The sequence below is a fragment of the Pseudonocardia alaniniphila genome (genome assembly GCF_022524485.1).
GTDB lineage: Bacteria > Actinomycetota > Actinomycetes > Mycobacteriales > Pseudonocardiaceae > Pseudonocardia > Pseudonocardia alaniniphila.
In genome coordinates this window covers 178,668-204,133 of record NZ_JAKXMK010000017.1, presented here as the reverse complement: position 1 = coordinate 204,133, position 25,466 = coordinate 178,668, and the positions used below count along the sequence as shown (strand labels likewise).

The 25,466-nt window shown below is 71.4% G+C and carries 30 protein-coding genes; 7 read left to right on the top strand and 23 right to left on the bottom strand.

Annotated elements, in window-relative coordinates:
• The first annotated feature begins 12 nt into the window (after positions 1–12).
• Complete coding sequence (locus tag MMF94_RS21200) at positions 13–1,164, top strand: Mrp/NBP35 family ATP-binding protein (RefSeq protein ID WP_241038849.1); 1,152 nt, start codon at positions 13–15, stop codon at positions 1,162–1,164.
• A gap of 3 nt (positions 1,165–1,167) precedes the next feature.
• Here the strand turns inward: MMF94_RS21200 and MMF94_RS21195 are convergent, their stop codons facing one another.
• The 8 genes from MMF94_RS21195 to MMF94_RS21160 form a co-directional block, all read right to left on the bottom strand.
• On the bottom strand, positions 1,168–2,490 hold the full coding sequence (locus MMF94_RS21195; protein WP_241038848.1) for an MFS transporter: 1,323 nt from the start codon (positions 2,488–2,490) through the stop codon (positions 1,168–1,170).
• A 71-nt stretch (positions 2,491–2,561) separates the two neighbouring features.
• Positions 2,562–3,614: an MBL fold metallo-hydrolase gene (locus MMF94_RS21190; RefSeq protein ID WP_241038847.1), complete on the bottom strand. Its 1,053-nt coding sequence runs from the start codon at positions 3,612–3,614 to the stop codon at positions 2,562–2,564.
• A 10-nt stretch (positions 3,615–3,624) separates the two neighbouring features.
• Complete coding sequence (locus tag MMF94_RS21185; RefSeq protein WP_241038846.1) at positions 3,625–4,878, bottom strand: aspartate aminotransferase family protein; 1,254 nt, start codon at positions 4,876–4,878, stop codon at positions 3,625–3,627.
• 74 nt (positions 4,879–4,952) lie between these two features.
• Positions 4,953–5,330, bottom strand: coding sequence for a cupin domain-containing protein (locus tag MMF94_RS21180; RefSeq protein WP_241038845.1), 378 nt, complete (start codon positions 5,328–5,330; stop codon positions 4,953–4,955).
• 43 nt (positions 5,331–5,373) lie between these two features.
• Positions 5,374–6,102, bottom strand: a complete 729-nt coding sequence (locus MMF94_RS21175) for a GntR family transcriptional regulator (protein WP_241038844.1) — start codon at positions 6,100–6,102, stop codon at positions 5,374–5,376.
• A 12-nt stretch (positions 6,103–6,114) separates the two neighbouring features.
• On the bottom strand, positions 6,115–6,885 hold the full coding sequence (locus MMF94_RS21170) for a maleate cis-trans isomerase family protein (protein ID WP_241038843.1): 771 nt from the start codon (positions 6,883–6,885) through the stop codon (positions 6,115–6,117).
• Entirely contained in the window at positions 6,882–7,649 is a 768-nt protein-coding gene (locus MMF94_RS21165) for a maleate cis-trans isomerase family protein (RefSeq protein ID WP_241038842.1), read from the bottom strand. The genes MMF94_RS21170 and MMF94_RS21165 overlap by 4 nt, the downstream gene beginning before the upstream one ends.
• Before the next feature lie 6 nt (positions 7,650–7,655).
• Positions 7,656–8,162 carry a DUF3830 family protein gene (locus tag MMF94_RS21160; RefSeq protein ID WP_241038841.1) on the bottom strand — a complete coding sequence of 169 codons (507 nt, stop codon included), beginning with the start codon at positions 8,160–8,162 and terminating at the stop codon, positions 7,656–7,658.
• 105 nt (positions 8,163–8,267) lie between these two features.
• Between MMF94_RS21160 and MMF94_RS21155 the strand changes: the two genes are divergently transcribed.
• The 3 genes from MMF94_RS21155 to MMF94_RS21145 are packed head-to-tail and all read left to right on the top strand — an operon-like array spanning position 8,268 to position 11,168.
• Positions 8,268–9,230 carry a D-2-hydroxyacid dehydrogenase gene (locus tag MMF94_RS21155; protein WP_241038840.1) on the top strand — a complete coding sequence of 321 codons (963 nt, stop codon included), beginning with the start codon at positions 8,268–8,270 and terminating at the stop codon, positions 9,228–9,230.
• Positions 9,227–10,666, top strand: a complete 1,440-nt coding sequence (locus MMF94_RS21150) for an amidase (protein ID WP_241038839.1) — start codon at positions 9,227–9,229, stop codon at positions 10,664–10,666. Before MMF94_RS21155 ends, MMF94_RS21150 begins: the two co-directional genes overlap by 4 nt.
• A gap of 58 nt (positions 10,667–10,724) precedes the next feature.
• On the top strand, positions 10,725–11,168 hold the full coding sequence (locus MMF94_RS21145; protein ID WP_241038838.1) for a nuclear transport factor 2 family protein: 444 nt from the start codon (positions 10,725–10,727) through the stop codon (positions 11,166–11,168).
• Between the two features lie 23 nt (positions 11,169–11,191).
• Here the strand turns inward: MMF94_RS21145 and MMF94_RS21140 are convergent, their stop codons facing one another.
• The 4 genes from MMF94_RS21140 to sigE all read right to left on the bottom strand — a co-directional run bounded on the left by MMF94_RS21140 (position 11,192) and on the right by sigE (position 14,656).
• Positions 11,192–11,599, bottom strand: a complete 408-nt coding sequence (locus tag MMF94_RS21140) for a sec-independent translocase (protein WP_241038837.1) — start codon at positions 11,597–11,599, stop codon at positions 11,192–11,194.
• Positions 11,600–11,665: 66 nt separating this feature from the next.
• Positions 11,666–13,186 (bottom strand): S1C family serine protease, encoded by a 1,521-nt coding sequence (locus tag MMF94_RS21135; protein WP_241038836.1) that lies wholly within the window; start codon positions 13,184–13,186, stop codon positions 11,666–11,668.
• Between the two features lie 103 nt (positions 13,187–13,289).
• Complete coding sequence (locus tag MMF94_RS21130; RefSeq protein WP_241038835.1) at positions 13,290–14,027, bottom strand: anti-sigma factor family protein; 738 nt, start codon at positions 14,025–14,027, stop codon at positions 13,290–13,292.
• Positions 14,024–14,656: an RNA polymerase sigma factor SigE gene (sigE, locus tag MMF94_RS21125; protein ID WP_241038834.1), complete on the bottom strand. Its 633-nt coding sequence runs from the start codon at positions 14,654–14,656 to the stop codon at positions 14,024–14,026. Before sigE ends, MMF94_RS21130 begins: the two co-directional genes overlap by 4 nt.
• Positions 14,657–14,896: 240 nt before the next feature.
• On the opposite strand from sigE, the gene MMF94_RS21120 reads away from it, so the two are divergent.
• Positions 14,897–15,556: an O-methyltransferase gene (locus MMF94_RS21120; protein WP_241038833.1), complete on the top strand. Its 660-nt coding sequence runs from the start codon at positions 14,897–14,899 to the stop codon at positions 15,554–15,556.
• Between the two features lie 10 nt (positions 15,557–15,566).
• On the opposite strand, the gene glgC is transcribed toward MMF94_RS21120, so the two are convergent.
• Complete coding sequence (gene glgC / locus MMF94_RS21115; RefSeq protein WP_241038832.1) at positions 15,567–16,817, bottom strand: glucose-1-phosphate adenylyltransferase; 1,251 nt, start codon at positions 16,815–16,817, stop codon at positions 15,567–15,569.
• Positions 16,818–16,990: 173 nt separating this feature from the next.
• Between glgC and glgA the strand changes: the two genes are divergently transcribed.
• Complete coding sequence (gene glgA, locus MMF94_RS21110; RefSeq protein WP_241038831.1) at positions 16,991–18,148, top strand: glycogen synthase; 1,158 nt, start codon at positions 16,991–16,993, stop codon at positions 18,146–18,148.
• A gap of 11 nt (positions 18,149–18,159) precedes the next feature.
• Here glgA and MMF94_RS21105 read toward each other — a convergent pair whose 3' ends face one another.
• Positions 18,160–18,729 (bottom strand): CGNR zinc finger domain-containing protein, encoded by a 570-nt coding sequence (locus tag MMF94_RS21105; RefSeq protein ID WP_241038830.1) that lies wholly within the window; start codon positions 18,727–18,729, stop codon positions 18,160–18,162.
• 73 nt (positions 18,730–18,802) lie between these two features.
• Between MMF94_RS21105 and MMF94_RS21100 the strand changes: the two genes are divergently transcribed.
• Positions 18,803–18,976 (top strand): hypothetical protein, encoded by a 174-nt coding sequence (locus MMF94_RS21100; RefSeq protein WP_241038829.1) that lies wholly within the window; start codon positions 18,803–18,805, stop codon positions 18,974–18,976.
• Between the two features lie 121 nt (positions 18,977–19,097).
• Here the strand turns inward: MMF94_RS21100 and MMF94_RS21095 are convergent, their stop codons facing one another.
• From MMF94_RS21095 to dapE, 9 genes are all read right to left on the bottom strand, one after another.
• Positions 19,098–19,265, bottom strand: a complete 168-nt coding sequence (locus tag MMF94_RS21095; RefSeq protein ID WP_084211001.1) for a DUF3117 domain-containing protein — start codon at positions 19,263–19,265, stop codon at positions 19,098–19,100.
• Positions 19,266–19,408: 143 nt separating this feature from the next.
• Complete coding sequence (locus tag MMF94_RS21090) at positions 19,409–19,975, bottom strand: DNA-3-methyladenine glycosylase I (protein ID WP_277398780.1); 567 nt, start codon at positions 19,973–19,975, stop codon at positions 19,409–19,411.
• A complete protein-coding gene (locus MMF94_RS21085; protein WP_241038828.1) occupies positions 19,968–20,450 on the bottom strand; it encodes an SRPBCC family protein in 483 nt (160 codons plus the stop codon). The genes MMF94_RS21090 and MMF94_RS21085 overlap by 8 nt, the downstream gene beginning before the upstream one ends.
• A 35-nt stretch (positions 20,451–20,485) precedes the next feature.
• Positions 20,486–20,830: a DivIVA domain-containing protein gene (locus tag MMF94_RS21080; protein ID WP_241038827.1), complete on the bottom strand. Its 345-nt coding sequence runs from the start codon at positions 20,828–20,830 to the stop codon at positions 20,486–20,488.
• Positions 20,831–20,857: 27 nt separating this feature from the next.
• Positions 20,858–21,787: a glucosyl-3-phosphoglycerate synthase gene (locus MMF94_RS21075; RefSeq protein ID WP_241038826.1), complete on the bottom strand. Its 930-nt coding sequence runs from the start codon at positions 21,785–21,787 to the stop codon at positions 20,858–20,860.
• A 233-nt stretch (positions 21,788–22,020) separates the two neighbouring features.
• Positions 22,021–22,878 (bottom strand): dihydropteroate synthase, encoded by an 858-nt coding sequence (gene folP, locus MMF94_RS21070; protein WP_241038825.1) that lies wholly within the window; start codon positions 22,876–22,878, stop codon positions 22,021–22,023.
• A 1-nt stretch (position 22,879) separates the two neighbouring features.
• Complete coding sequence (locus MMF94_RS21065) at positions 22,880–23,533, bottom strand: LOG family protein (protein ID WP_277398779.1); 654 nt, start codon at positions 23,531–23,533, stop codon at positions 22,880–22,882.
• Positions 23,530–24,309 (bottom strand): LOG family protein, encoded by a 780-nt coding sequence (locus tag MMF94_RS21060; protein ID WP_241038824.1) that lies wholly within the window; start codon positions 24,307–24,309, stop codon positions 23,530–23,532. The genes MMF94_RS21065 and MMF94_RS21060 overlap by 4 nt, the downstream gene beginning before the upstream one ends.
• A gap of 55 nt (positions 24,310–24,364) precedes the next feature.
• On the bottom strand, positions 24,365–25,429 hold the full coding sequence (gene dapE, locus MMF94_RS21055) for a succinyl-diaminopimelate desuccinylase (protein WP_241038900.1): 1,065 nt from the start codon (positions 25,427–25,429) through the stop codon (positions 24,365–24,367).
• Between the last annotated feature and the right edge of the window lie 37 nt (positions 25,430–25,466).

Genomic DNA, 25,466 nt, shown 5'->3' with positions numbered 1-25,466 from the left:
GCGGAACCTCTGATGTCCACCACCGGCAACACCACCACCACCGAGCAGGCCGTGCATGCGGCGCTCGCCACCGTCGACGACCCGGAGATCCACCGCCCGATCACCGAGCTCGGCATGGTGAAAAGCGTCGTGGTGCTCGCCGACGGTCGTGCGCAGATCGGGGTGTACCTCACCGTCGCGGGCTGTCCGATGCGCGACACGATCACCAAGCGGGTCACCGCAGCGGTGTCCGCCGTCGAGGGCATCACCGGTGTCGACGTCGAGCTCGACGTGATGAACGACGAGCAGCGCACCCAGCTGCGCCGCGGCCTGCGCGGCGACTCCGCCGAGCCGGTCATCCCGTTCGCGCAGCCCGGCTCGCTCACCCGCGTCTACTGCGTGGCTTCCGGCAAGGGCGGCGTCGGCAAGTCGTCCGTCACCGTCAACCTGGCGGCTGCGATGGCGGCCAAGGGCCTCTCCGTCGGTGTGGTCGACGCCGACATCTACGGCCACTCGGTGCCCCGGATGCTCGGCACGTCCGCGCGGCCCACCAAGGTCGAGAACATGATCATGCCGCCGCAGTCCCACGGCGTGAAGGTCATCTCGATCGGCATGTTCACCCCTGGCAACGACGCCGTGGTGTGGCGCGGCCCGATGCTGCACCGCGCGCTGCAGCAGTTCCTCGCCGACGTGTTCTGGGGCGACCTCGACGTCCTGCTGCTCGACCTGCCGCCCGGCACGGGTGACATCGCGATCTCCACGGCCCAGCTCGTGCCGAACGCGGAGCTGCTCGTGGTCACCACACCGCAGATGGCTGCGGCCGAGGTGGCCGAGCGGGCTGGGTCGATCGCCCTGCAGACCCGCCAGCGGCTCGCCGGCGTCGTCGAGAACATGTCGTGGATGGAGCTTCCGGACGGCACCCGCATGGAGGTCTTCGGTGCAGGCGGCGGCCAGACGGTGGCCGACTCCCTCACCCGCACCCTGGGCGCCCCGGTACCGCTGCTCGGTCAGGTGCCTTTGGAGACGCGCCTGCGCGAATGCGGCGACTCCGGCACCCCGATCGTGCTGTCCGAGCCGGAGTCACCGGCGGCCGTGGCCCTGCGCGGGGTGGCCGACAGGCTCACCACGCGTGCGCGCGGGCTCGCGGGAATGAGCCTGAACATCAGCCCGGTCCGCAAGCAGTAGCCCTCAGACCGGAGCAGATGCCGGCACCGTGCCGTCCAACACCTCGTCCTTCGTCTCGGGAAGGACGAGGACGCACAGCACGCTGAGCAGGCCCAGTGCTGCCAGGTAGATCCCGACACCGATGCCACCGAACGCCGCGGTCAGCGGCGGCGCCACGATCAGCGGAATGGCGCCGCCGACGATCCCCGCGAGGTTGTAGCCCATCCCGGCCCCGGTGTAGCGGTACCGGGCGGCAAAGATCTCCGGCAGGTAGGCGGCGGCGGGCCCGTAGGGGATGCCGACCACCACCATCAGCAGCACCATCCCGGCCACGAAGGACACGGCGTTGCCCGGCTGCATGATCACGAAGGCCAGCGGCCCGGCCACCACGGCCAGCACGTTGCCGACGAGGATCACGCGCCGCCTGCCGTACCGGTCTGACCACAACGCCGAGAGCACACACGTCGCGGCGAACACGAGAGCGCCGATCAGGGCGCCGACGAGCACCGTCGGCCGGGAGAGCCCGAGCACACCGTGACCAGGGGTGGAGCTCGCATAGCTCATGAGGTACACCGAGCCGATGTAGAAGAACGCGAAGATCATGGTCAGCGTGCCGCCGGTCAGCAGGACCTCGCGCCACTGGTGGCGCAGCGCCGTCGCGAACGGCAGGCGCACCTGTTCGTTGCGTGACTCGACCTGACGGAACACCGGCGTCTCGTCGACCTTCAGCCGGATGTAGAGCCCGACGGCGACAAGCAGGATGCTGATCAGGAACGGAAGCCGCCAGCCCCACTCCCGGAACGCCTCCGGGCTCAGGGTGAGAGTGGTGGCGAGGAAGGTCACCGAGGAGAGCGCCAGCGCGATACCCGGGCCCAGCTGCGGGAACATGCTGTAGAGCCCGCGCTTGTGCGCGGGGGCGTACTCCGTGGTGAGCAACGCGGCACCCGCCCACTCGCCGCCCACGGCGAGACCCTGCAGGGCACGCAGCACCACGAGGACGACCGGCGCGAGCACGCCGATCATCTCGGCGGAGGGCAGCAGGCCGATGGCGAACGTCGACAGCCCCATCAGCAGCAGGGTGGCGACCAGGGTGCGCTTGCGCCCGAGCCGGTCGCCGAAGTGGCCGAAGAGGATGGAGCCGACCGGCCGGAAGAAGAACGCGACGCCGAACGTCGCGAACGCAGCCACCGTGCCTGCTGCCGCCCCGAGCGCCGGGAAGAACACCGGCGCGAACACCAGAGCGGCGGCGGTGCCGTAGATGAAGAAGTCGTAGAACTCGATCGTCGTGCCCGCGAACGACGCGATCGCGACCCGGTGCATCGGCACCGCGGTGTCCTTGCGGGTCATCGGGCACCTCCCGGAGTGGAAGCGCCACCGTAACCGAGCAAGTGTGATCTACACCACAGCTGCCGAGATGCTTACGCCGCGAGGCGGTACGTGCTTCCGCTGCTGCTCGGCAGCCAGGCGTCGGGCAACGCCGCGGCCAGCGCGTGCTGCGCCCGCCAGCCCGTGCAGTGGCCCGGCGCCACCATCGCCGGGGCCAGCTCGATGAGCGCGGCGACCGTCGGCGGGATCACCGGCTCGAAGAACGGGCCGCTCAGGTGCAGGCCGCCGAGCAGCGCGTGCAGGCGGTCCACCCCGGTGAGCCGTTGCGCGTGCCGCACGATGTTGATCGCGCCGGCGTGCCCGCAGCCGGTGAGCACCACGAGCCCGCGGTCACGGACGTTCACCACCAGAGCCTGGTCGTCCGGCACCAGGGCGTCGTGCTCCCAGCCGGAACCCGTCCACGCCTGGTGGGGCGGCGGCATCCCGCGCTCGTACTCCGTGGTGCGGTCGACCTCCCCGGTGATCAGCACGCAGTCGTCGACCAGCAGCGACGGCTCCCGGCGCTCGACCACCTCGAAACCCTCTCCTTCCAGGGCGCGCCTGCTCAGCGTCGGCATCTCGAAGATGTGGTTGTTCGGCAGGGACAGCCGTCTGCGCGTCCAGGCGCCGGGGTGCAGCACCATCGGCAGTGCCCGCGCCCCGCGCCGCCCGGCGAGCCCGACCAGGCCCCCGGCGTGGTCGAAGTGGCCGTGACTGAGCACCACGCCGTGCACGTCGGACAGGTCGATGTCCATCCGCGACGCATTGGTGACCATGCCGTCGACGCTCAGCCCGGTGTCGAACAGCAGGGTGGTGGTGCTCGTGCCACGGCGCACCGTGACGAGCGCGGCGAACCCGTGCTCGGCACGCAGGCCCGGGTCGGTGCGGCTGCCCTCGAACTGTGCGGCGGGCTCCCAGGCGAGACCAGGGCTCACCCGGGAAACCCGCTCGTCGCTGCCCAGCAGTGCGTCGAACATGTTGTCGACGAGCGTGGTGATCCGCACCTCGTCCACCGGCTGCAGCGCGATCGGATCGACCGCGGCTCCCTCGGCGAGCCGCGGAGCGGCAGCGAGCGCCTCCGCCGGACCCCCATGTTCGTCACACATGCAGGAAACGCTACGCGGCGGCGCGCAGCGCCTCAGCCCACATCCCGATCGCGTCGTCGACCTGCGCGGCGGTGACGATCAGCGGCGGGATCATCCGTACAACGTTCGCGTACGGCCCACACGTCAGCAGCAGCAGCCCGAGCTCGGCGGCCGCGGCATGGGCACGGGTGGCGGCGGCGGTGTCGGGCGAGCCATCCGGCGTGCAGAACTCGTTGCCCACCATGAGGCCCAGTCCGCGGACGTCGGCGACCCGTGTGTGGTCGGCAGCCACCTTGCGTGCGCCCTCCAGCAGGCGCACCCCCTGCTCGGCGGCGTTGGCGACGAGACCCTCCTCCTCGATCACGTCGATGGTGGCGAGCGCCGCGGCGCAGGCCACCGCGTTGCCGCCGTACGTGCCGCCCTGCGAGCCCGGCCACGCCTTGCTCATGAGCTCGGTGGAGGCCGCGATCCCGGAGAGCGGGAAGCCGCTGGCGAGGCCTTTCGCCGTGATCAGGATGTCGGGACGGACGCCCGGCGTGTGCTCGTGGCCCCAGAACCGGCCGGTCCGGCCGAAACCGGTCTGCACCTCGTCGGCGATCAGCAGGATCCCGCGTGCGTCGGCCCGTTCCCGCAGGCCGGCGAGGAAGGCGGGTGGGGTGGGCACGTAACCGCCCTCCCCGAGCACCGGCTCGACCAGGAAGGCCGCGACGTCGGCAGCGGGGGCCGCCGTGACGAGAAGCCGGTCGAGCTCACGCAGGCAGAACGCGACGGTCTCCTCCTCGTTCCAGCCGTAGCGGAAGGCATAGGGGAACGGGGCGAACTCGACGCCGCCCATCATGGGCCCGATGCCGGCCCGGATCTTCGCTCCGGACGTCGTGAGCGCGGCCGCGCCCATCGTGCGCCCGTGGAAGCCGCCCTCGAAGGCGACGATCAGCGGCCTGCCGGTGGCCTGGCGGGCCAGCCGCACCGACGCCTCGACCGCCTCGCTGCCCGAGTTCGCGAAGAACAGGCTGTCCAGTCCTGCCGGCAGCACGTCTCCCAGGCGCTCTGCGAGCCGCAGCAGCGGCTGGTGCATGACGGTCGTGTACTGGCCGTGGATGAGGGTGGCCACCTGCTCCTGAGCCGCCGCAACCACACGGGGATGGCAGTGGCCCGTGCTGGTGACGCCGATGCCGGCCGTGAAGTCCAGGTAGCGACGCCCCTCCGTGTCGATCAGATGGACGCCCTCACCTCGGGCTGCCAGCACCGGTGTGGCCTGCGTCAGAGCCGGGGACAGCTGAGCCATGCGCCCTCCTCAAGGATTGTCAATTGTCGACAATCAGGGAGCATAGTCCCCCCGCCCGGAATCCGGGAGCGCTGCTACAGCCACTCCGTGATGAAGTGATCGTTCGCGTGGATGTTGGTCATCACCAACCGCGCGGTGCCGATGTTGGTGAACTTGTGCGGGGTCATCGGCGGGACGACGACGACCTGGCCTGAACGGACGACCTGCACCCGGCCGGCCACGGTGAACTCCGCCTCGCCACCATGCACCACGAACGTCTCGTCGTAGGGGTGCTGGTGCAGCGCAGGCCCGGCCCCTGGCTGGTCGGTGCTGACGAGGATGACGGAGACGGTGCCGCCGTGGTCGCGGCCCTCGAACTGGCCGGTCATGGCCCCGTCCACGAGAAAGGTCATCGGCGCTGCGGGAGCTGGGACGGCGTCGGAGATGCTCATGCCCGAGTTGACCACGGCCACCGCCGGAAGTCATCGACCGCCGGACGCCCCGCGGTGGTGCGGGTCAGGCGGGAACCGCGGGCGGCGGCGTGGCCGTGGCGATCGACGGCGGTTTGGCCGGGGTGAGCGACGGCGCCGCGGCGCGCGGCGCGAGGATGCGCTCCACCGCGTCGGCCATGTGTTCCTCCAGCACCACGGCCAGTCGCTCGGCGTCGCCGTCGCGCACGGCATCGCGCAGCTCGCGGTGCTCGGCCAGCAGCGCGTCGGCCGGTGGCGCGGTGTCCTGCAGCGCGGCCAGGCACATCCTGGTCTCGACGAGCAGCGCGTCGGCCATCCTCAGCAGCCGCGGGCTGCCCGACGCCGCGACGAACTCGGCGTGGAACGCGTGGTCGGCGTCCGCCAGGGCGACGGGGTCGTCCGCGACCTCCTCCATCGCATCGAGAGCCGCGGTCAGGCGGTCGGCGGCAGCGGCGCGGTCACCGGCCATCACGAGCAGGCCGGCGGCGCGCTCGACGGCGGTGCGGGCCGTGTAGACGTCGCGCACGTCCGCCTCGTCGAGGTCACGGACGAAGAGCCCGCGGTGCCGTTCGCTGCGCAGCAGCCCCTCGGCGACCAGCCGCTGCATCGCCTCTCGCAGCGGACCCCGGCTCACGCCGAGCCGCGTGGCGAGCTCGACCTCACCCAGCTGGGCGCCTTGCGGCAGGGTGCCGCGCATGATCGCTTCCCGGATCCGGTCGGCGACGATCGCGGCGGTGGAGCGGCGCTCCACCGGCTCCAGATCACTCAGGTCCACCCGGTCCTCCCATCACGCCCGGCTGGTCGAACCGGTGGCGGTGTGGGCGAACAGGCTACCCAGCCCGGCGCGCGGGGTGTCGGCACCCGCGAGCCGCAGACCCTGCCAGATGCTCACCTGGTTGGCCGTGAGCACCGGTTTGCCGACGCGGTCGTCGAGCGCGTCGAGCTGCGCGATCGTGTGCAGCGCGGTGTCGGGCAGCAGCACGGCCTCCGCGTCGGCATGGTCGGCGGCCGCCGCGAACTCCAGCACGGCGGCGGGCGGGAGCGTGCCGACCTCGGCCGCTGTGACGATCCCGCGCGTCGACAGCGAGAGCACGTCGATGCCTGCGCCGGCGAGGAACACCACGAATCGCTCCGCCACCTCGTCGGGATAGGTGGCGCCGATCGCGACCCTGGTGACGCCGAGGCGCGCGCAGGCGTCGACGAAGGCGAACGAGGTGCTCGACGCCGGCACCCCCGCCACCGCCTCCAGCGCAGCGACCTGCGCGGCTGCACCTTCACGACCGAACACGAAGCTCCCGCTGGTGCATGCCCACATCACCGAGTCGAGCGGGCCCGCCCCGCTCTGCTGCAGCGCCCTGACCCCCGCGGCGAGGACGTCGTCGGCGCCGATGCCCAGCAGCGCGTCGACGCGATGGGCGTCCTCGCGCATCTCGGTGTGGACGAGCGGCAGCCGCACCGCCGGTGTACCGAGCAGCGTCTCCGCGCACGGGTAGTCGTCCTCGGCGGAGTAGCCGGGGTAGAGGATGCCGACAGCCACTGTCGGTGCAGGTGAGGTCATGCCGCTCCCGGTTCCAGGTGGGGCACCCCGGCGCGCAGCAGACGTCCACCACCGATCGCCTCCCGGCCCATCGACCGCAGCGCAGCCCACATGGTGACCTGGTTGGCGGTGAGCACCGGCTTGTCGAGCGCCAGCTCGAGCGGCTCGATGAGGTCGTAGCTGGGCAGGTTGGTGCAGCTGATGAACAGTCCCTCGGCGTCGTCGGCGTCGACGGAGCGCACGATCTCGACGATCTCGGCGTAGCTGACCCGCCAGATGTTGCCGAGCAGCCCCAGCCCCTCGCAGGACACCGTCTGCACCCCGTGCTCGACGAGGTAGTTCACGAGCCTGCGCGTGACCGGCTCGACGTACGGCGTGGCGATCGCGAGTCGCGTGATTCCGAGGACCTTGAGCGCGTCGATCAGCGCCCCGGACGTGGTGCAGGCCAGGGGCGCTCCTGCACCCACCATCGTGCGGCGGAGCACCTCCTCGCCCGCGGCGCCCTCGACGAAGCTGCCCGACGTGCACGCATAGGCGACCACCGCCGGTTCCGGTGTGAGGACATCACGCGTGGCACGGCGCAGTGCGCGCCGGTCGCCACACGCCACCGCCATCTCGACGGTGACCGGTGTGGTGAAGAACGGGAGCCTCGTGAGGTAGAGCGAGACGTCCTCGGGGACCCATCGCCACAGTTCGCGGTCGAGCGCGAAGTCGAAGGGTGCGACCACGCCGATGCCGTGCTGATGAGCAGGCTCGGCGAGCCCCACCGACAGCTCGGTGGGCATGGCTGCCTACCGGATGTCCGGATCGAAACGTTCGTACGTCAGCCGTTCGCCGGCGCTGCCCGAGCGCCACACGTCGTGGCACGCCTCGGCCATCGGGGCGAGGTCCTCGACGATCGTGGCGAAGACGTTGCCGGGGACCCAGCCGACGTCGCCGTTGATCAGGAGGTTGTTGCGGCCGTAGAAGATCGCGAGGTCGATGGCGCCGTCGTCGGCGTCGATTCCCTGGTCGGCCTTGAACGCGGCGTCGAGCATCCCGCCTGCGAAATCGAACAGGCAGACGTCGCCCGGGATCGGGGTGACCGTGGGGTTCTCGCGGCCGATCTGCGCGAAGCGAGGCACCATCGTGTACACCTCGTTGCGCGCGTACTTGGCATGCTGGGCCTCGCCGCCGAGCGGCCCGTCGGCCAGCGCGTCCCAGACCGCGGCGCAGGTGCGCGGAGCATCCTTCTCGAGCAGCTCTGCCACACACGAGACGCCGCGGCGAGCCAGAGTGATGCGGAGGAACTTCGGCATGAGCGACTCCATCCGACGGGTCCCGCAACACCGCGGATTGTTGACAATAATACGAGAGCTTCCTAGCGTGTCAACAGTCGGCCTCCGACTGGGAAGGTATCCGTTTTGCCCGTTTCCCCAGGTCAGCGGTCGCACCCGACGATCACGGTACTGCACGCGGGGGATCGCCCGCCCGGCCTCGAAGGCGACGAGGTTCGCTTCGCGACCGACAAGACGCTCAGCGACGCCCTTCCCGGCTCCGAGGTGCTACTCGTCTGGGACTTCACCTCGGACGCGGTGCGTCACGCGTGGCCCGCGGCGGACGCGCTGCGCTGGGTGCACACCGCCAGCGCCGGCGTCGACCGGCTGATCTTCCCCGAACTGCTCGACTCCGCGGTGACGCTCACCAACTCCCGCGGCGTCTTCGACGGGCCCATGGCGGAGTACGTGCTCGGACTCGTGCTGGCGATGGCCAAGGACCTCCCCACCACCTTCGCCGCCCAGCAGCGGCGCGAGTGGCGCCACCGCGACAGCGAGCGCGTGGCAGGCACCTGCGCGGTCGTCGTGGGCGGCGGACCGATCGGACGCGCGATCGCCCGGATGCTCACGGCCGTCGGCATGCGGGTGGAGCTGGTCGGCCGCAGCGCGGCGGAGGGGGTGCACGAGGCGGGTGCGCTCCCCGGTCTGCTGCCCCGTGCCGACTGGCTCGTGCTCGCGGCGCCGCTGACGGATGCCACCCGCGGCATGCTCGACGCGGCCGCGCTCGCCGCTCTGCGCCCGTCGGCACGCGTGATCAACGTGGGCCGCGGCGGGCTCGTCGTCGAATCCGACCTGGTGGACGCGCTGCGCGGCGGACACATCGCCGGCGCCGCCCTCGACGTCTTCGCGGGCGAGCCGCTCCCTCCGGACAGTCCGCTGTGGGATCTCCCCGGCGTGATCGTCTCGCCGCACATGTCCGGCGACGTGCTCGGGTGGCGCGAGGAGCTCATGGAGGTGTTCGCCGAGAACCTCGCCCGCTACCGCGCGGGAGAACCGCTGCGCAACGTCGTCGACAAGACCTTGGGCTACGTGACCGGAGGAACGTCATGAGTGGAGCGACCGCGGGCGCCGTCGGCGGTGGGGCGATCGGTGATCGGTCCCGCTCGGCCGCCGACCTCACCGCCACCGAACTGCTGGCCGCCTACCGGGCGGGCGAGCTGTCCCCGGTGGAGGCGACCAGGGCGGTCCTCGACCGTGTGGCGGAGCGGGACGGCGAGGTCAACGCCTTCTGCCTGATCGACGAGAACGCGGCGCTCGCGAGTGCCGCCCGGTCCGAGGAGCGGTGGGCACGGGGCGAGCCCGTCGGCTTGCTGGACGGCGTACCGGTCTCGATCAAGGACGTCCTGCTCACCGACGGTTGGCCGACGCTGCGTGGTTCCCGCACCATCGACCGGAACGGACCGTGGAACGTCGACGCGCCCTCGGTGGCCAGGGTGCGCGACCACGGCGGCGTGCTGTTCGGCAAGACCACCACGCCGGAGCTGGGCTGGAAGGGCGTCACCGACAGCTCGCTCACCGGGGTGACGCGCAACCCGTGGAATCCGGACCGCACCGCGGGCGGCTCCTCCGGCGGCAGCGCCGCAGCGATCCAACTCGGTATGGGACCGCTCAGCCTGGGCACCGACGGCGGCGGCTCGGTGCGGATCCCGGCCGGGTTCTGCGGCATCACCGGGCACAAGCCCACCTACGGGAGGGTGCCGGCCTACCCGGCGAGCCCGTTCGGCACACTCGCCCACATCGGGCCGATGGCCCGCACCGCTGCCGACGTGGCGCTGCTGCTCGACGTGATGTCGGGCGTCGACACACGGGATCCCTGGGCACTCGCGCCAACCGACTCGGCGGTCGCCGCGCTGGACACACCCGTCGCCGGGCTGCGGGTGGCGGCCAGCCCCACGCTCGGGTACGTCGACCTGCACCCCGAGGTCGCGACAGCCTTCACCGCCGCGGTCGCGGTGTTCCGTGCCATGGGAGCCGAGGTCGACGAGGCCGACCCGGGATTCGGCGACCCGGTGGAGGCCTTCGAGCTGCTCTGGTTCGTCGGCGCCGCGAAGTCCATGGCGCACCTGGGGCCGGCGGAGCGGGCGACGATGGACCCCGGGCTGGTCGAGAGCGCCGAGCGGATGGCCGGTGCCACAGCCCTGGAGTACGTCGACGCCATGGCCGTGCGCAACGATCTCGGCACGCTGATGGGCGAGTTCCACTCGCGCTACGACCTGCTGCTCACCCCGACGCTGCCGATCCCGGCCTTCGAGGCGGGCGTGGAGGTCCCATCGGGGTGGCCGCGCAAGCGCTGGACGTCGTGGACGCCGTTCACCTACCCGTTCAACATGACCCAGCAGCCGGCGGCGAGCGTGCCGTGCGGATTCACCTCGGACGGCCTGCCCGTCGGACTGCAGATCGTGGGACCGCGCCACGCCGACAACGCGGTGCTCGCGGCCGCCCATGCCTTCCAACAGGCAGCCGGGCCGGGCCGGGCCGCCGGCTGACCGGCGCGACGTCCGATTACCGCCGGATCCGTCCGGCGCGAGCGGCCACGCTGGCGCCATGAGTGCCACGGCGACCAGCGAGGCGATGACCGTGTTGACGGGGATGTACGCGGCCGAAGCGGAGTATCTCGCCGCAGGCGGAGCAGGCGCGGCGAGCTTCGAGCCGCTCGCACCGTTCTTCGCCCCGGACGTCGTCCTGCATCAGGCCGAGGCGCTCCCGTACGGCGGCACCTGGCGCGGCCACGAGGGCATCGAGCGGTTCTTCGTCGCGATGAGCAGGACGTGGGAGGTGTTCGAGATGCTCCAGCAGGACTACCTGGCCGTGGACGTACCGGTCGTCGTGCTCACGCAGGTCAAGGCGCGAGCCCGCGCCACCGGCCGCGAACTCCGCTTCCCGATCTTGCAGACCATCGCCGTGGAGGCGGGCCGCATCACCGAGATCCGCCCGTTCTACTGGGACACCGCCGCTATCGCTGACGCAGTCGCCCCGCAAGGGAGATGACGCTCAGCTCATCAACGGGGTGATCAGGTGGCGTCCGGGTCGATCGGGGGCCGCTCGTTCTTCGACAGCATGGGACGCGACGGAGGCGCGGCCGGATGAGGCTGCGGGGTGCCGTTGCTCGCCGACAGGCCCGGTGCGGGCGCGAATCCATTGGGCTTGGGATCCGGGTCGTCCAAGAGCGCGCGCCGCACGGCGTTGCGGGGATGGAGATCCCTCAGCCCACGCAGTTCCTCGAGCGGTTTGCGCAGCTCGTCGAACTCCGGGCCGAGCTCGCCACGGAGCTGATCACGCGCCCCGTTCGCGAACTCCCTGACCTGCCGCACCGAGCGGCCCACCCAGGCCGCGGCGGACGGAAGCCGCTCGGGACCGAGGATGAACAGCCCGGCCACGACCAACACGAGGATCTCGCCCCAGCCGACGCTGTCGAACACGAGACCATCGTACGGGCGCCATACGTCCGGTGGGCGAACACGATATGAGCAGCGCGGCCTTTACGGTCAGTCGGAGGAGAGAACCACTGACACGGTCAGCGGCCTGCCCTCCCTGATCAGCTCGACCGGCACCGAGTCGCCCGGGTTGTGCTCCCGTACCGCGACGACGAGCTCGTCCGCGCCGGCGATCGGCCGGTTCCCCACCTTGACGATCACGTCGCCCTCGACGATCCCGGCGGCGGCCGCCGCCCCGCCCTGCTGCACGTTCTGCACCTGAGCACCGTCGGTGGTGCCGTCGGTGACCGACCGGGCGTTGATCCCGATCTCGGCGTGGGTGACCACGCCCGTGCGGATCAGCTCGTCGGCGATCGCGCGGGCATCGTCGATCGGGATGGCGAAGCCCAGGCCGATCGACCCGCCCTCGCCAGTCCCGACGCTCCGGATCGCTGTGTTGATGCCCACGACGGCGCCGGTGGAGTCGACGAGTGGACCACCCGAGTTGCCGGGGTTGATGGCGGCGTCGGTCTGGATCGCGTCGATGACCGCGTTGGCGTCGGCTCCGCTGCTGTCGAGCCGCACAGGGCGGTTGAGCGCGCTCACGATGCCGTCCGTGACGGTGCCGACGAGCCCGAACGGCGAGCCGATGGCGATCACGCCGTCGCCGACGACCAGCCCTGCCGACGAACCGATCGTGGCGACGACGGGGTTCGCGACGTCCACCTTCACGACGGCGAGGTCGGTCTTCGGGTCCCGCCCGACGATCCGCGCAGGGCTACGCGTGCCGTCGTGGAAGATCGCCTCAATCTGCGCGCCGTTCGCGTCGGCGGCAGGGGCGACCACGTGGTTGTTCGTGAGCACGTAACCCGCCGGGTCGATGACGACGCCGGAGCCCGTGCCGCCCTCCTGGCCGACACGAATCTCGATCGACACGACGGCGGGCACGGTGCGGGCCGCGATGTCGGCCACCGAGCCGGGCGGACGTTCCTTCGCCTGGAGGGTCTGCGTGATCGTCGGGTCGGGATCGGTGAGGCCGTTGGCACCTTCGGCCGTCAACCGGCCCACGAACCCGCCCGCCGCACCGATCAGCACCGCGACGATGGCGAGGGCCGCCAGTGCCCGTGGATCCACCCGCTTGCCGAACAACAGCTCCCGCACGCTGAGCCGCGCACCCTCACCGGCAGGCGCGGAAATCGGCGCCTGCTCCGATGCGGCGGGCGGACCGAGCGCGACGGGGCTCTCCGGGTCGCGCCACGGGTCGCGGTCGGCGCCGTCGGCCCAGAAGGCATCGTCCGGTCCTGAACCGTTCCCACCAGCGCCCGGCGGCCGCTGCAACGCGGGCGTGTCCGGTGCCGGCCGGCCGAAGGCGCTGGCCAGAGCGGCGGGCGGAGGTGTGGCGAGAGAGGGGGACGAGCCGTTCGACGACTCGGACAGCGGGGCGGCGAAACCGCCGTCGACGCCGTCCGGGCGCCCGAACACCGCGGCTGCGCCGGGATCGACGGGGACGCGTTCCAACGGGCGTGGCCCGAGCCGTGGGGGCTCGTCGCCCGCGCGATCATTCGAACGCGTCACCGGGCTGCGTTCGTCCATCGCGCTGCAGGCTCCTGAGGTGTGCCGACCGTACCGCTCACCACCCTGCCCCAGCGGCGGTGAAGTCCGCGTAGCCAGGACGGGTCACGTCGCCGAGTACCGGTCAGGGCAGGCCGTGGAACGAACGCGGAAGCACGTCGAGCCGGTTGCGGAGGTAGTCGCTGTCGGTCTCCGACGTCTTCTCGGGACCCAGTGGAACAGCGCGCTCCAGCCGCATCTGAGCGTCCAGGACTCCGGCGCCCTCCGTGTCGACGACGCTCGCGGTGCCGCCGCTGAGCACTGTGCCGCCGAAGGCACCGCTCGCCGGGGGTGTCGCCGGGCCGCTGGACGCGGAGGGCAGGCCGTAGGCGAGCGCACCGAGGGCGAGACCGGAGACCGCCACGCCGGTGCCGACGCGGATGCGGCGTTGGACCGGGGAGCGTCCGGATGACCTGCGATGCACGCTGTGTGCGGTGGCCGTGCCCTGGGCAGGGTCGGCGTCGACCGCCATCTGCGTGGGGTCGGGCACGGGGCGCAGTACAGAGACGAACTGGCCGTCAGAGGTGACGGCGAGCCCGGGCGGCGCCGGCGGGAGCGTGGCACTCTCCGGGATCGAGCGCAGGGTGCGCAGCAGCGCGGACGGCAGCATGGGCCCGCCCGCGGTGCGCAACGCCGAACGGATCTGCATCTGGGCGATGACCTGGGCCTCGCACTCTGCGCACCGGGCGATGTGCTGGGCTGCCCGCGCGTGAGCACCGTGGGAGAGCTCGTCGTCCACGTAGGCGACGATGGCGTCCGACGACAGATGATCCTGCCCCCAGTTCGGGGGCGTCACCGTGATGCGCCAGCGCCCTTCACTCACCCGTGAACCTCCTCCAGCACTCCTGCGTTGGAGCCTCCCGCGACAGCGGCACCGTCACGCACCCCGAGCGCACGGTGGCGTTCCAAGGCGCTGCGGAGAGCGGCCCGTCCACGGTGGATCCTGCTTCTCACCGTACCCAGCTTTACGCCCAAGGTGGCACCGATCTCCTCGTACGACAGCCCCTCGACGTCACACAGGACGACGGCGGCGCGGAACTCGGGCGGCAGCTCATCGAGCGCGGCCTGCAGTACCGGGTCGAGGTGGGTCTCGGAGAAGACCTGCTCCGGCTCCGGGCCACGGCCGGGCAGCCGGTCCGAGTCCTCGGGCAGGGCCTCCATGCGGATGCGCGAGCGACGCCGCACCATGTCCAGGAACAGGTTGGTGGTGATGCGGTGCAGCCAGCCCTCGAACGTGCCGGGCTTGTAGGCCGCGAGCGACCGGAACACCCGGACGAACGTCTCCTGGGTGAGGTCCTCGGCGTCGTGCGGGTTGCCGGTGAGCCGGTAGGCGAGGCGGTAGACCCGATCCGCGTGCTCCCGGACGACGTCATCCCAGCTGGGCGGGGTCCAGTCGACACCTTCACCAGGCAGCACCGTACCGCTCATCAGCGTGGCGGAGCCGTCGGTCATCGTGGGTCAACCTCCTGCGGCGGGTGTGCCTCCGACCAACGAAGCGCCGGACGTGTGCATTCCCCGGCCCCCCATCGGTCGACGACCCCGACCGATGCAACCTACCGTGCCTGATGGCCTTGAAGAGGGTGTGAGAGTCGACTGAGAGAAACCTGTGAAACTTCAGGCGACCCGGAGGCCGACACACCCGACGGTCGGGCCCACACTGCGGGAAAGAGCCAGCACAGTAGCCTCTTGACCATGACCGGCCGCCCGGACAGCGCTCCCGACCCGTGGGCGTTGCGCGAGCACGTCGAGGGGTACCTCACGGAGGACGACGTACTCGTCGCCACGCGGGCTTCTGCGGCACGCCGGGGGAGCGCCCCTGTCGGGCCCGGAGCGGGCGCCGGGTTGCGCTTCCTCGCTGCCAGCACCGCCGCGCGAGCGGTCGTCGAGATCGGCACGGGGGTCGGCGTCAGCGGGCTGTGGCTGCTGCGCGGAATGTCCTCCGACGGTGTCCTCACCTCGATCGACATCGATCCGGAGAGCCAACGTGCCGCCCGGCAGGCGTTCACCGCCGCCGGGTACGGGCCGTCCCGGCTCCGGCTGATCAACGGGCTCGGCCTGGAGGTGCTGCCCCGGCTCACCGACGGCGCGTACGACCTGGTGTTCGTCGACGCCGGCACCGCCGACCAGCCGCGCTACCTCGACGAGGCCGTCCGCTTGCTCCGCGGCGGTGGCATCGTCGCACTCCACGGCGTGCTCACCGCGGGCGTGCTCGAACCTGACGCCTCCGACGCTGCCACCGTGGCGCTGCGCGAGGTGGCCCGCCAGGTCCGCGACGACGACCGCCTGGTGCCGGTGCTGCTCCCCCTCGGCGCAGGCCTGCTGGCCGCGGTGAAGGCCACGCCGCACGCCTGAGCGCTGAGGATCAGAGGGCGGTGGCGCCCTTGCCCAGCACGACGACGCCGCCCTGGCTGACCGTGTACCGGGCCCGGTCCAGGCCGAGGTCCACGCCCACGAGCGCCCCGTCGGGGATCACGACGTTCTTGTCGAGGATCGCTCCCCGCACTACGGCTCCGCGCCCGACCCGCACCCCGGGCAGCACCACGGAGTCGGACACCTCGGCGCCGGCGTCGATGCGCACGCCGGGACTGATCACCGAGCGCCGGACGATGGCGCCGGAGATGATCGTGCCCGCGCCGACGATCGAGTCCTGGGCGATGCCGCCCTCCACGAACTTGGCGGGCGGCAGGGGCGCCATCGCCGTGCGGATGGGCCACCGGTCGTTGTAGAGGTTGAAGATCGGGTGGACCGAGACGAGGTCGGTGTGCGCCTCGTAGTACGCGTCGACGGTGCCGACGTCACGCCAGTAGCCGGAGTCGCGGTCGGTGGCACCCGGCACCACGTTGTCGGCAAAGTCGTAGACCGCTGCGTCACCCTGGCCCACCAGCCTCGGGATGATGTCGCCGCCCATGTCGTGGTCGGAGTCGCCGTCCTCGGCGTCGGCACGGAGGGCGTCGAGCAGCACCTCCGTGGTGAAGATGTAGTTGCCCATCGAGGCGAACGTGACGTCCGGGTCGCCCGGTACCGACGGCGGGTCGGACGGCTTCTCCAGGAAGTCGGTGATGCGGCCGTCGGGGTCGGACTTGATCACGCCGAACGCCTTGGCCTCGGCGCGCGGCACCCGGATGCCCGCGACCGTGACCCCGGCACCGCTCTCGATGTGGCGGGCGAGCATCTGGCCCGGGTCCATCCGGTAGACGTGGTCGGCGCCGAAGACCGCGATGTAGTCGGGACGCTCGTCGTAGACGAGGTTGAGGCTCTGGAAGATGGCGTCGGCGCTGCCGGTGTACCAGCGCCGGCCGAGTCGCTGCTGCGCCGGCACGGTGGTGATGTACTGCCCGAGCACGCTGGACAGGCGCCACGTCGTGGAGATGTGGCGGTCCAGCGAGTGTGACTTGTACTGCGTCAGCACGCAGATGCGGTGCATGCCCGCGTTCACCAGGTTCGAGAGCACGAAGTCGATCAGCCGGTAGTGGCCCCCGAACGGGACGGCGGGCTTGGCACGGTCGGCGGTGAGCGGCCAGAGCCGCTTCCCCTCGCCACCGGCGAGCACGATCCCGAGCACATTGGCGGCCATCGCGCGCGGCGAGGCGAGTGACAGGCGGGCGGCGGTCATTTCGGCGCTCCGTGGGAGGGCACAGGGCCCTGGCCTGCCGGCAGCATCGTCACGCCGCCGACCCTAGTGCTCTCCCACCGTGGCGGGCCACCGGAGGAAGCGTCCAAAGAGCGAACATTCATGCCTCGGATGGACCCATTCCGATTGCCGGTGAATGGCCTAACGTCCCGGGTGTGCGCATTGGCCTGCTCACCCGCGAGTACCCCCCTGACGTCTACGGAGGAGCCGGCGTGCACGTCGAGCACCTCGTGCCGGCGCTGCGCGAGCTCGTCGGCGTCGACGTGCACTGCTTCGGCGAGCCGCGCGCCGGCCGGCCGGACACGTACGCGCACGAGGTGCCGAGCGTGCTCGCCGGAGCGAACCCCGCCCTACAGACGCTCGGCGTCGACCTGTCGATGGTCGCGGCCCTCTCCGAGGTCGACCTCGTCCACTCCCACACCTGGTACGCGAACATGGGCGGGCACCTGGCCAAGGTGCTGCACGAGGTGCCGCACGTGGTCACCGCGCACTCGCTGGAGCCGCGCCGGCCGTGGAAGGCCGAGCAGCTCGGGGGCGGGTACCGGCTCTCGTCGTGGGTGGAGCGCACGGCCTACGAGAACGCCGACGCCGTGATCGCGGTGAGCGACGGCATGCGCCGCGACGTGCTCGACTGCTACCCGGCACTGGACCCGGCGCGGGTGCATGTGGTGCACAACGGCATCGACACCGTCTTCTACCACCCCGATCCCGGCCGCGACGCGGTCCGCGCGGCCGGCGTCAACCCGGACCGGCCCAGCGTGGTGTTCGTCGGGCGCATCACCCGGCAGAAGGGTCTCGCCCACCTCGTGGCCGCGGCTCATGAGATCGACCGCGACGCCCAGATCGTGCTGTGCGCCGGAGCCCCCGACACGCCGGAGATCGCCGAGGAGACCGAGAAGGCCGTCGCCGAACTGAGCGCAGCACGGTCCGGGGTGGTGTGGGTGCGCCGGATGCTGCCCACCGCCGACGTGCGCCAACTGCTCTCCGCCGCCACGGTGTTCGTCTGCCCGTCGGTGTACGAGCCGCTCGGGATCGTGAACCTGGAGGCGATGGCCTGCGGCACCGCCGTGGTGGCCTCGGACGTCGGCGGTATCCCGGAGGTCGTGGCCGACGGCGAGACGGGCCTGCTCGTGCACTTCGACGAGCACGAGGTCGAGAAGTTCCGCACCGGTCTCGCCGGGGCGGTGAACACGCTGCTGGCACACCCGGACCGGGCCGCGGCGATGGGAGCGGCGGGGCGGGCGCGGGCCGAGCGGCAGTTCTCGTGGGAGCAGGCCGCCGCACGCACCGTGGAGATCTACCAGGGGCTGTAGGCCGGTCGCCGTCAGCGCGAGCGGGTGCCGGCGGCGCGCGCCCTGGCCCGGTGCGCGGCCACCGCGGAACGGTTGGCGCACGCCGGCGAGCAGTAGCGGCGGGCGGCGTTGCGAGACGTGTCGGCGAACACCTTCATGCATCCCTCCGCAGCGCAGCGCCCGTGCCGGTCGATGCCGTACTCGGACACGAGCATCGCCAGCGCGAACGCGGTGCTGGCGCGCAACCGGTCCACGACGTCCGCCTCGGGCGGCGAGTAGTGCAGATGAAAGCCCTGTCCGTCGTGGTTGGACAGGTGTGGCTCGACCCGGACGTCGGCGAGCAGCGCGTTGACCGCCACGGCGGCCTCCTCGACGTCCGACACGTCGAACACCGTGCGCAGCCTGCGTGCCCACGCGCGCAGGGCGGGCTCCACCGATGCCGGCGCTCCCCCGGCGAGGTAGCCGTTGGCCACCAGCACCGTCCTCATCCGGTCGGGCGACTCCTCGTCGACCTCCGGCTCCTCGACCCGGCTCGCGGAGACCTCGTTGACGAGCTCGACGGCTGCGCCCAGCGCGTCACTGCGGTAACCGATGAAGTTCACTGGCCTATTACACCCCACCCGAATCCGCTGTAACCTCTCAAACGAGGATACCTATTACAGGAGGGCGGCGCCGATGCGGTGCGAACGCTGTGGATGGCCGGTCGACGAGGCGGTGATCCTGTCCACCCACTCCACGTCTCAGGGGTGGGTGCGCTACCGGCGCTGCGTCTGCGGCACAGTCTCGATCCAGCTCGTCACGCTCGACGGGCAGAGCGGCACGCTGGCCGAGGCGGCGGGCCGGCGGTAGCGCGCTGCATCCAGGGTCGCCGACACGCACAACGCAAACGGCACCGGCGGACGGGTGCGGGACCGTTCGCCGGTGCCGTTCGAGAGAACCGGGCACCCCCCTCGCGCGGGGCTCGTGCTCGTCAGCCAGAGGCGGCCTTCAGCGCGTCGCCGAGGTCGCTTGCCTCCTCGGCAGACATCTCGACGACCAGGCGGCCGCCACCCTCCAGGGGGACGCGCATCACGATGCCCCGACCCTCCTTGGTCACCTCCAGGGGACCGTCGCCGGTCCGGGGCTTCATCGCCGCCATCTCCTGCTCCCTCCGTCGTCGTTTGCAGGGTGCGCCGCTGCGCCGGGGGAAGCGCGCGGCGGGGATGCTGCGAACATCTTTCCTCATCCGCCGGACAGGGGTGTAACCGGAGCGATCAACTCCCCGATGTGTGCCCGGAGTGGTCACAGGGACGAGGCACGCCAACACCCTGCGACATGATCGTCGACGAGCCCGGCCGCCTGCATCAGCGCGTAGCACGTGGTGGGCCCGACGAACCGCATTCCGCGCCTCTTGAGCTCCTTGGCCATCGCCGTGGACTCCGGCGTGGTGGCGGGCACCTCGGCGAGCGTGGCCGGGCGTGCACGGACGCCCGGATCGGGTGCGAACGACCACAGCAGCTCGTCGAGCGGCCGGTCCAGTTCCAGCACCTGACGTGCGTTGTGCACAGTGGCCTCGATCTTCGCCCGGTTGCGGACGATGCCGGCGTCGGTCAGGAGCCGGGCGACGTCCGCGTCGCCGAATCGCGCCACCACAGCGGGGTCGAAGTCGGCGAACGCGCGGCGGAACGCGGGCCGTTTGCGCAGGATGACGAGCCAGGACAGCCCGGACTGGAACGCTTCGAGGCTCAGCCGCTCGAACAAGGCGTGGACGCCGTGGAGCGGGCAGCCCCACTCGTCGTCGTGGTAGGCGATGTACTCCGGGGCGCTGCCGGCCCAGCCACAGCGAACCCGTCCGTCCAGCTCAGGCACCGGCGCGATACCTCGCCTCGCATAGCCGCGCCAGCCGCTGCAGGGAGTGGGCGACACCTGCGCGGAACGCGGGCCGCACGAGCGGCCAGCCCCACCGGCCGAGGGAGCCCAGCGGCAGGTCGAGCAGCTCCGACCACAGGACCCTGGACCGGGTGGGTGACAGCTCGATGACCTCGAACACCCCGTCGCCACGCACCACCTTGCCGGTGTGCCGCACGACGCAGCGCCGGGGCCCGTTCCCGGGGGGCTCGGTCCACTCGACGATCTCCATGGTGTCAGTGAACCCGAGGGGTCCGACACCGGTGACCGCGCGCAACCGCGCACCCTGCTCCCGGCCGTCACCTCCGCTGATGACGTGGACCCTCGTGCCGAGCATCCACTCGCCCTGCGCCTCCCAGTCCGTGACGGCACGCCACACGGCCTCGGCCGGCGCCTCGACGTCGACCGGCACCGTCAGCTCTCTCCGGGAACTCACCGCGCGCCCAGGCGCTGTATCAACCGCAAGTTCGCTCACCGGTCCCCGTCGCGCCACAGCCCGGTGCCGGCCAGCTCCGCCTCCAGCTCGGCGACCCGGGCCAGCAACCCGTCGCGTTCCACCCCGGCGCGGTCCAGCTCGTCGGCCAGCCGGTCGAGCACCCAGTCCACCTCGTCCATCCGGTAGCCACGCAGCGCCTGTTGGAACCTCAGCTCGCGGACGTCCTCACCGTCGAGTTCACCGGCCGGCAACCGGGTGGGCGTGGCGCCCGGAGGCAGCGGGGCCAGCTCCTCGCCACGCCCGAACACGACCGCGGCCAGCCCGAACACGGCCGCAGCCACCGCCGCGACGACCAACAGATAGATGAGCGCGGTCCCCACTCGGGCAATCAGACCACGGAGGCCCGGTCAGCGCACGAGCACCTCGCGCATCGGGGGTCGCTCGGTAAGGCCGATTTCCGTAACGGACGGCAACCATTCGCGGTCCACCTGCAGAAACTGCGTGATCGCCGCACCCGTGTCGGGCACTCCGCAGCGGGTGAGCGCGGCCGCGAGGATCTGCCGCGCCATCACCCCGAGCTGCAGCAGCGACCGGTTGCGGTGCTTGCGCACACCCAGATTGACCTGCGCCAGCGCATCGAGGCCCGCCGTGGCGTAGGTGTCGAGCAGCAGCCCGATCTCCACGCCGTACCCGGCGGCGAACGGCACCGACTCGAGCAGTTCCCGCGTACCGGCGTACTCCCCGCCCAGCGGTTGGACGACACCGGCGAGCTCCGGTCGCAGCGCCGCGAGCAGTGGCCGCACGAGAAGCTCGGTGACCCTGCCGCCGCCGCTGTCCACCTCCGTGGTCTCCAGCCGCAGCGGACGCCGGTAGAAACCCTTGACCAGCGCGACGCCGGGCTCGGTGAGCAGCGGGCCGAGGAGCGCCGGGACGAACCCGGCGTCGAAGTCGACCAGATCGGAGTCGAGGTAGCAGATGATGTCGCCCGTGGTGGCGGCCAGCGATCGCCACAGCACCTCACCCTTACCGGGCACGGGCGTCAGGTCCGGGAGCACGTCGGTGCGCAGCACCACCGTGGCGCCTGCCGCGGCCGCGACCTCGGCCGTGCGGTCGGTCGACCCGGAGTCGGCGACCACCAGCTCGTCCACCAGCGGCCTCGGGCCCAGTGTCAGCGGCACGATCGCAGCGACGATCGCTCCGACGGTGGCCTCCTCGTCGAGCGCGGGCAGCACGACGGAGACCCGCCTGCCCTCCTTCGCGGCCACCAGCTCGTCGACGCGCCAGGCCGGTTCCTGCCACGTTCGACGGACGAACCACTCCTCGGTGATGCGGTCCATTGGACCCTCCTGCACGGTCGAAGGGGCAGCCTCGTTGCCATGACGCGGTCGGTGCCGGTCGGACGGCCGGTTGCGGACGACGCGGGCCGGTCGCGCGGCGCGCGAGCACTTCGAACCAACGGGTTGATACCCCGCGATCGGCGCGGTCATGCCGACGGTAGGTGGCGAAACCGCAACCTCGTGCTACGAACACGTTTCCGGTTGAGGCAGGTTTGCGATCTGCTGGTGGTTGCCTAGGCGAACGTCCGGGTGACCCGTTCCGGCACGCGATGACCGGTGATCGAGGCGACCATGTCGACGGTGCGCCGCGCCTCCATGACGTTGTGCACCCGGAAGATCTGCGCTCCGTGCCATGCGCAGATGGCCAGCGTGGCGAGCGTGCCTTCCAGGCGCTCGTACTTCGGGAGCCCGAGGGTCTCGCCGATGAAGTCCTTGTTCGACGTGGCCACGAGCACCGGCCTGCCCAGCGCCACCAGCTCGTCGAGCCGGCGGGTGAGCTCCAACGAGTGCCAGGTGTTCTTGTTGAAGTCGTGGCCCGGGTCGAGGATGATCCCGTCCTCCCGGACCCCTGCGGCGCGGGCGCGCTCGGCAAGGCCGACGAGGTAGCTCGTGACATCGCCGACGAGATCGGGGTAACGGACCCGGCGGGCATAGGTGCGCGGGGTGAGACCACCCGTATGGGTGCAGACGACCGCCGCATCGAACTCCGCCACGACGTCCACCAGCTCGGGGTCGTACCCACCCCAGGCGTCGTTGATGAGGTCGGCACCCGCGGGCAACGCGACACGTGCGACCTCGGCCCGCCAGGTGTCGACGCTGATCACGATGTCGGGATGAGCCGACCGCACGGCGGAGACCAGCCTCTCGACACGTGCGATCTCCTGGCTGGGCGTCACGTCCTCGCCCAGGCCGGCCTTGACCCCACCGATGTCGATGATGTCGGCGCCCTGCCCGACCATCTCCTCGACGTGGTCGAGCGCGCGTTCGAGCTCGTAGTCGCGCCCGGCGTCGTAGAAGGAGTCGGGGGTGGCGTTCACGATGCCCATGACGAGCCGCGCGGAGCTGTCGACGACCCGTGAGCCGAGGCGCATGTCAGGTCTCCTCAGGCTTCCAACAGGCGTCGAGGGCGGTGGTCACGTCGGTGGCGACCACGAGCCGCGACAGCGCCTCCGGCCGCACGAACCCACGCTCCCCCAGCCCGCGCACCCAGTCCAGGAGCCCTGTGTAGTGGCCGTCCGGGTCGAGCAGCACCACGGGTTTGGCATGCATCCGCAGATAGCCCGCGGTCCAGACCTCGAAGAGCTCCTCGCACGTCCCGATCCCGCCGGGCAGGGTGAGGAACGCGTCGGCGTGCGCCTCCATGAGCGCCTTGCGCTCACGCATGGTGTCGACCAGCAGCAGCTCGTCGGAGTCGTGGTCGGCCCACTCGAGCTCCACCAGCGCACGCGGAATCACCCCGGTGGTGCGTGCCCCGCCCGTTCGTGCCGCCGCACCGACCGCGCCCATCATGGCCGATCGCCCACCGCCGGACACCAGTTCCCAGCCGCGCGTGGCGATCTCCCGGCCCACCTCCGCGGCGAGCTCCAGGTAGTACGACGGGATGCCCTCGATCGAAGCGCAGTAGACGCAGACGGCGAACGAACCCTGCTTACCCGGTGTCGACCTTTCGCTCGCAAGCTCGCCCGGTGCCGACGTCTCGCTCGCAAGCTCGCCCGGTGCCGACGTCTCGCTCGCAAGCTCGCTCAATGCGCTTCCTCCCACGCCCGCCACGCCTCCTGAACGATCTTCACGGCGTCGTCGACGTCGTCGGTGACGTGCAGGAGGGACAGGTCCTTCTCACCGACCTTGCCGCTCTCGTGCACGGTGCCCGAGATCCAGTCGTAGAGCCCGCCCCAGTACTCGCTGCCCAGGAGCACCACGGGGAACTTGGTGACCTTCTTCGTCTGCACCAGGGTGAGCGCCTCGAACAGCTCGTCGAGGGTGCCGAAGCCGCCCGGCAGGCAGACGAACGCCTGCGAATACTTGACGAACATCGTCTTGCGGGCGAAGAAGTAGCGGAAGTTGATGCCGACGTCGACCCAGTCGTTGAGCCCCTGTTCGAAGGGGAGCTCGATGCCGAGCCCGACGGAGAGGCCGCCCGCCTCGGAACAGCCCTTGTTCGCGGCCTCCATCGCACCGGGGCCTCCCCCGGTGATCACCGCGAACCCGGCCTCCGCCAGCGCCGCACCCAGCTCCTGGCCCTGGGCGTACTCGGGATGGTCGCGAGGGGTGCGGGCGGACCCGAACACGGTGACGGCCCGAGGCAGCTCGGCCAGCATGCCGAAGCCTTCGACGAACTCGGCCTGGATGCGCAGCACCCGCCACGGGTCGGTGTGCACCCAGTCGCTGGGGCCGCGGGAATCCAGCAGCCGCTGGTCGGTGGTTGAGCTCTCGTTGCGGTACTCACGTCGCAGTACCACGGGGCCCCGTTGCTTCTGCTCGGGCTGCGTCCTGTCGGAGCTCCCGTTCCCCCTCGCGGTCATGTCAGTCAGAGTAATGAGATCCGTACCGTCCGCGCCCGCACCCGCCCACCGGCTCTCAGGGAGCCAGGAACCGCCGCAGGACGGCCACGGCGTCGGTGATCTGCCGCGTGTCGACGTGCTCCTCGCGGGTGTGCGCGAGGTTCGGGTCGCCGGGCCCGTAGTTCACCGCGGGGATGCCGAGCGCAGCGAAGCGCGACACGTCGGTCCAGCCGAACTTCGCCGACGGCGTGGCGCCGGTCGCCGCGATGAACTCGGCGGCGGCGGGCTCCGTCAGGCCGGGCAGCGCACCGGGCGCGAGATCGGTGACGGCCAGCTCGAACCCGTCGAACACCTCGCGCACGTGCGCCTCTGCGGCCGCACCGTCCCGGTCGGGTGCGAAGCGGAAGTTCACCGTGACCACGCACTCGTCGGGGACGACGTTCATGGCCACGCCACCGTCGATCCGGACGGCCTGCAACCCCTCCCGGTAGACGCAGCCGTCGATGTCGACCTCACGCGCGGTGTAGGCGTTCAGACGCTCGAGCACCGCGGCCGCGGCGTGCACCGCGTTGCTGCCGTGCCACGACCGTGCCGAATGGGCGCGCCGCCCGCGCGTGGTGATCTCGGCGCGCAGAGTTCCCTGGCAGCCCGCCTCCACGCCCGCGTTTGTCGGCTCGGCCAGGATCGCGAGGTCGGCGCGCAGCCAGTCGCGGTGCTCGCGCTCGATCCGGTTCAGCCCGTTGCGGGCGGCCTCCACCTCCTCGCAGTCGTAGAACACGAGCGTGAGGTCGTGGCGCGGGTCGGTGAGGGTGGCCGCGAGGTGTGCGAGTACCGCGTCCCCGGACTTCATGTCCGTGGTGCCGCAGCCGTAGAGCAGCTCGCCCTCGCGCCTGCTGGGCACGTTGTCGGCGATCGGCACGGTGTCGAGGTGACCGGCGAGCAGCACCCGCCGCTCGCGCCCGAGGTTCGTCCTGGCCAGCACCGCGTCGCCGGAGCGGAGCAGTTCCAGATGGGGAGCCTGCTTCTGCAACGCCAGCTCGACGGCATCGGCCAGCGTGGCCTCGTCGCCGGAGACGCTCGGCACGTCGACCAGCGCGGCGCACAGGTCGATGGGATCGGAGGTGAGGTCCAGCACGGGGATCGTCACGAACGGCGACGCTACCTCCAGAGCCGTCGGG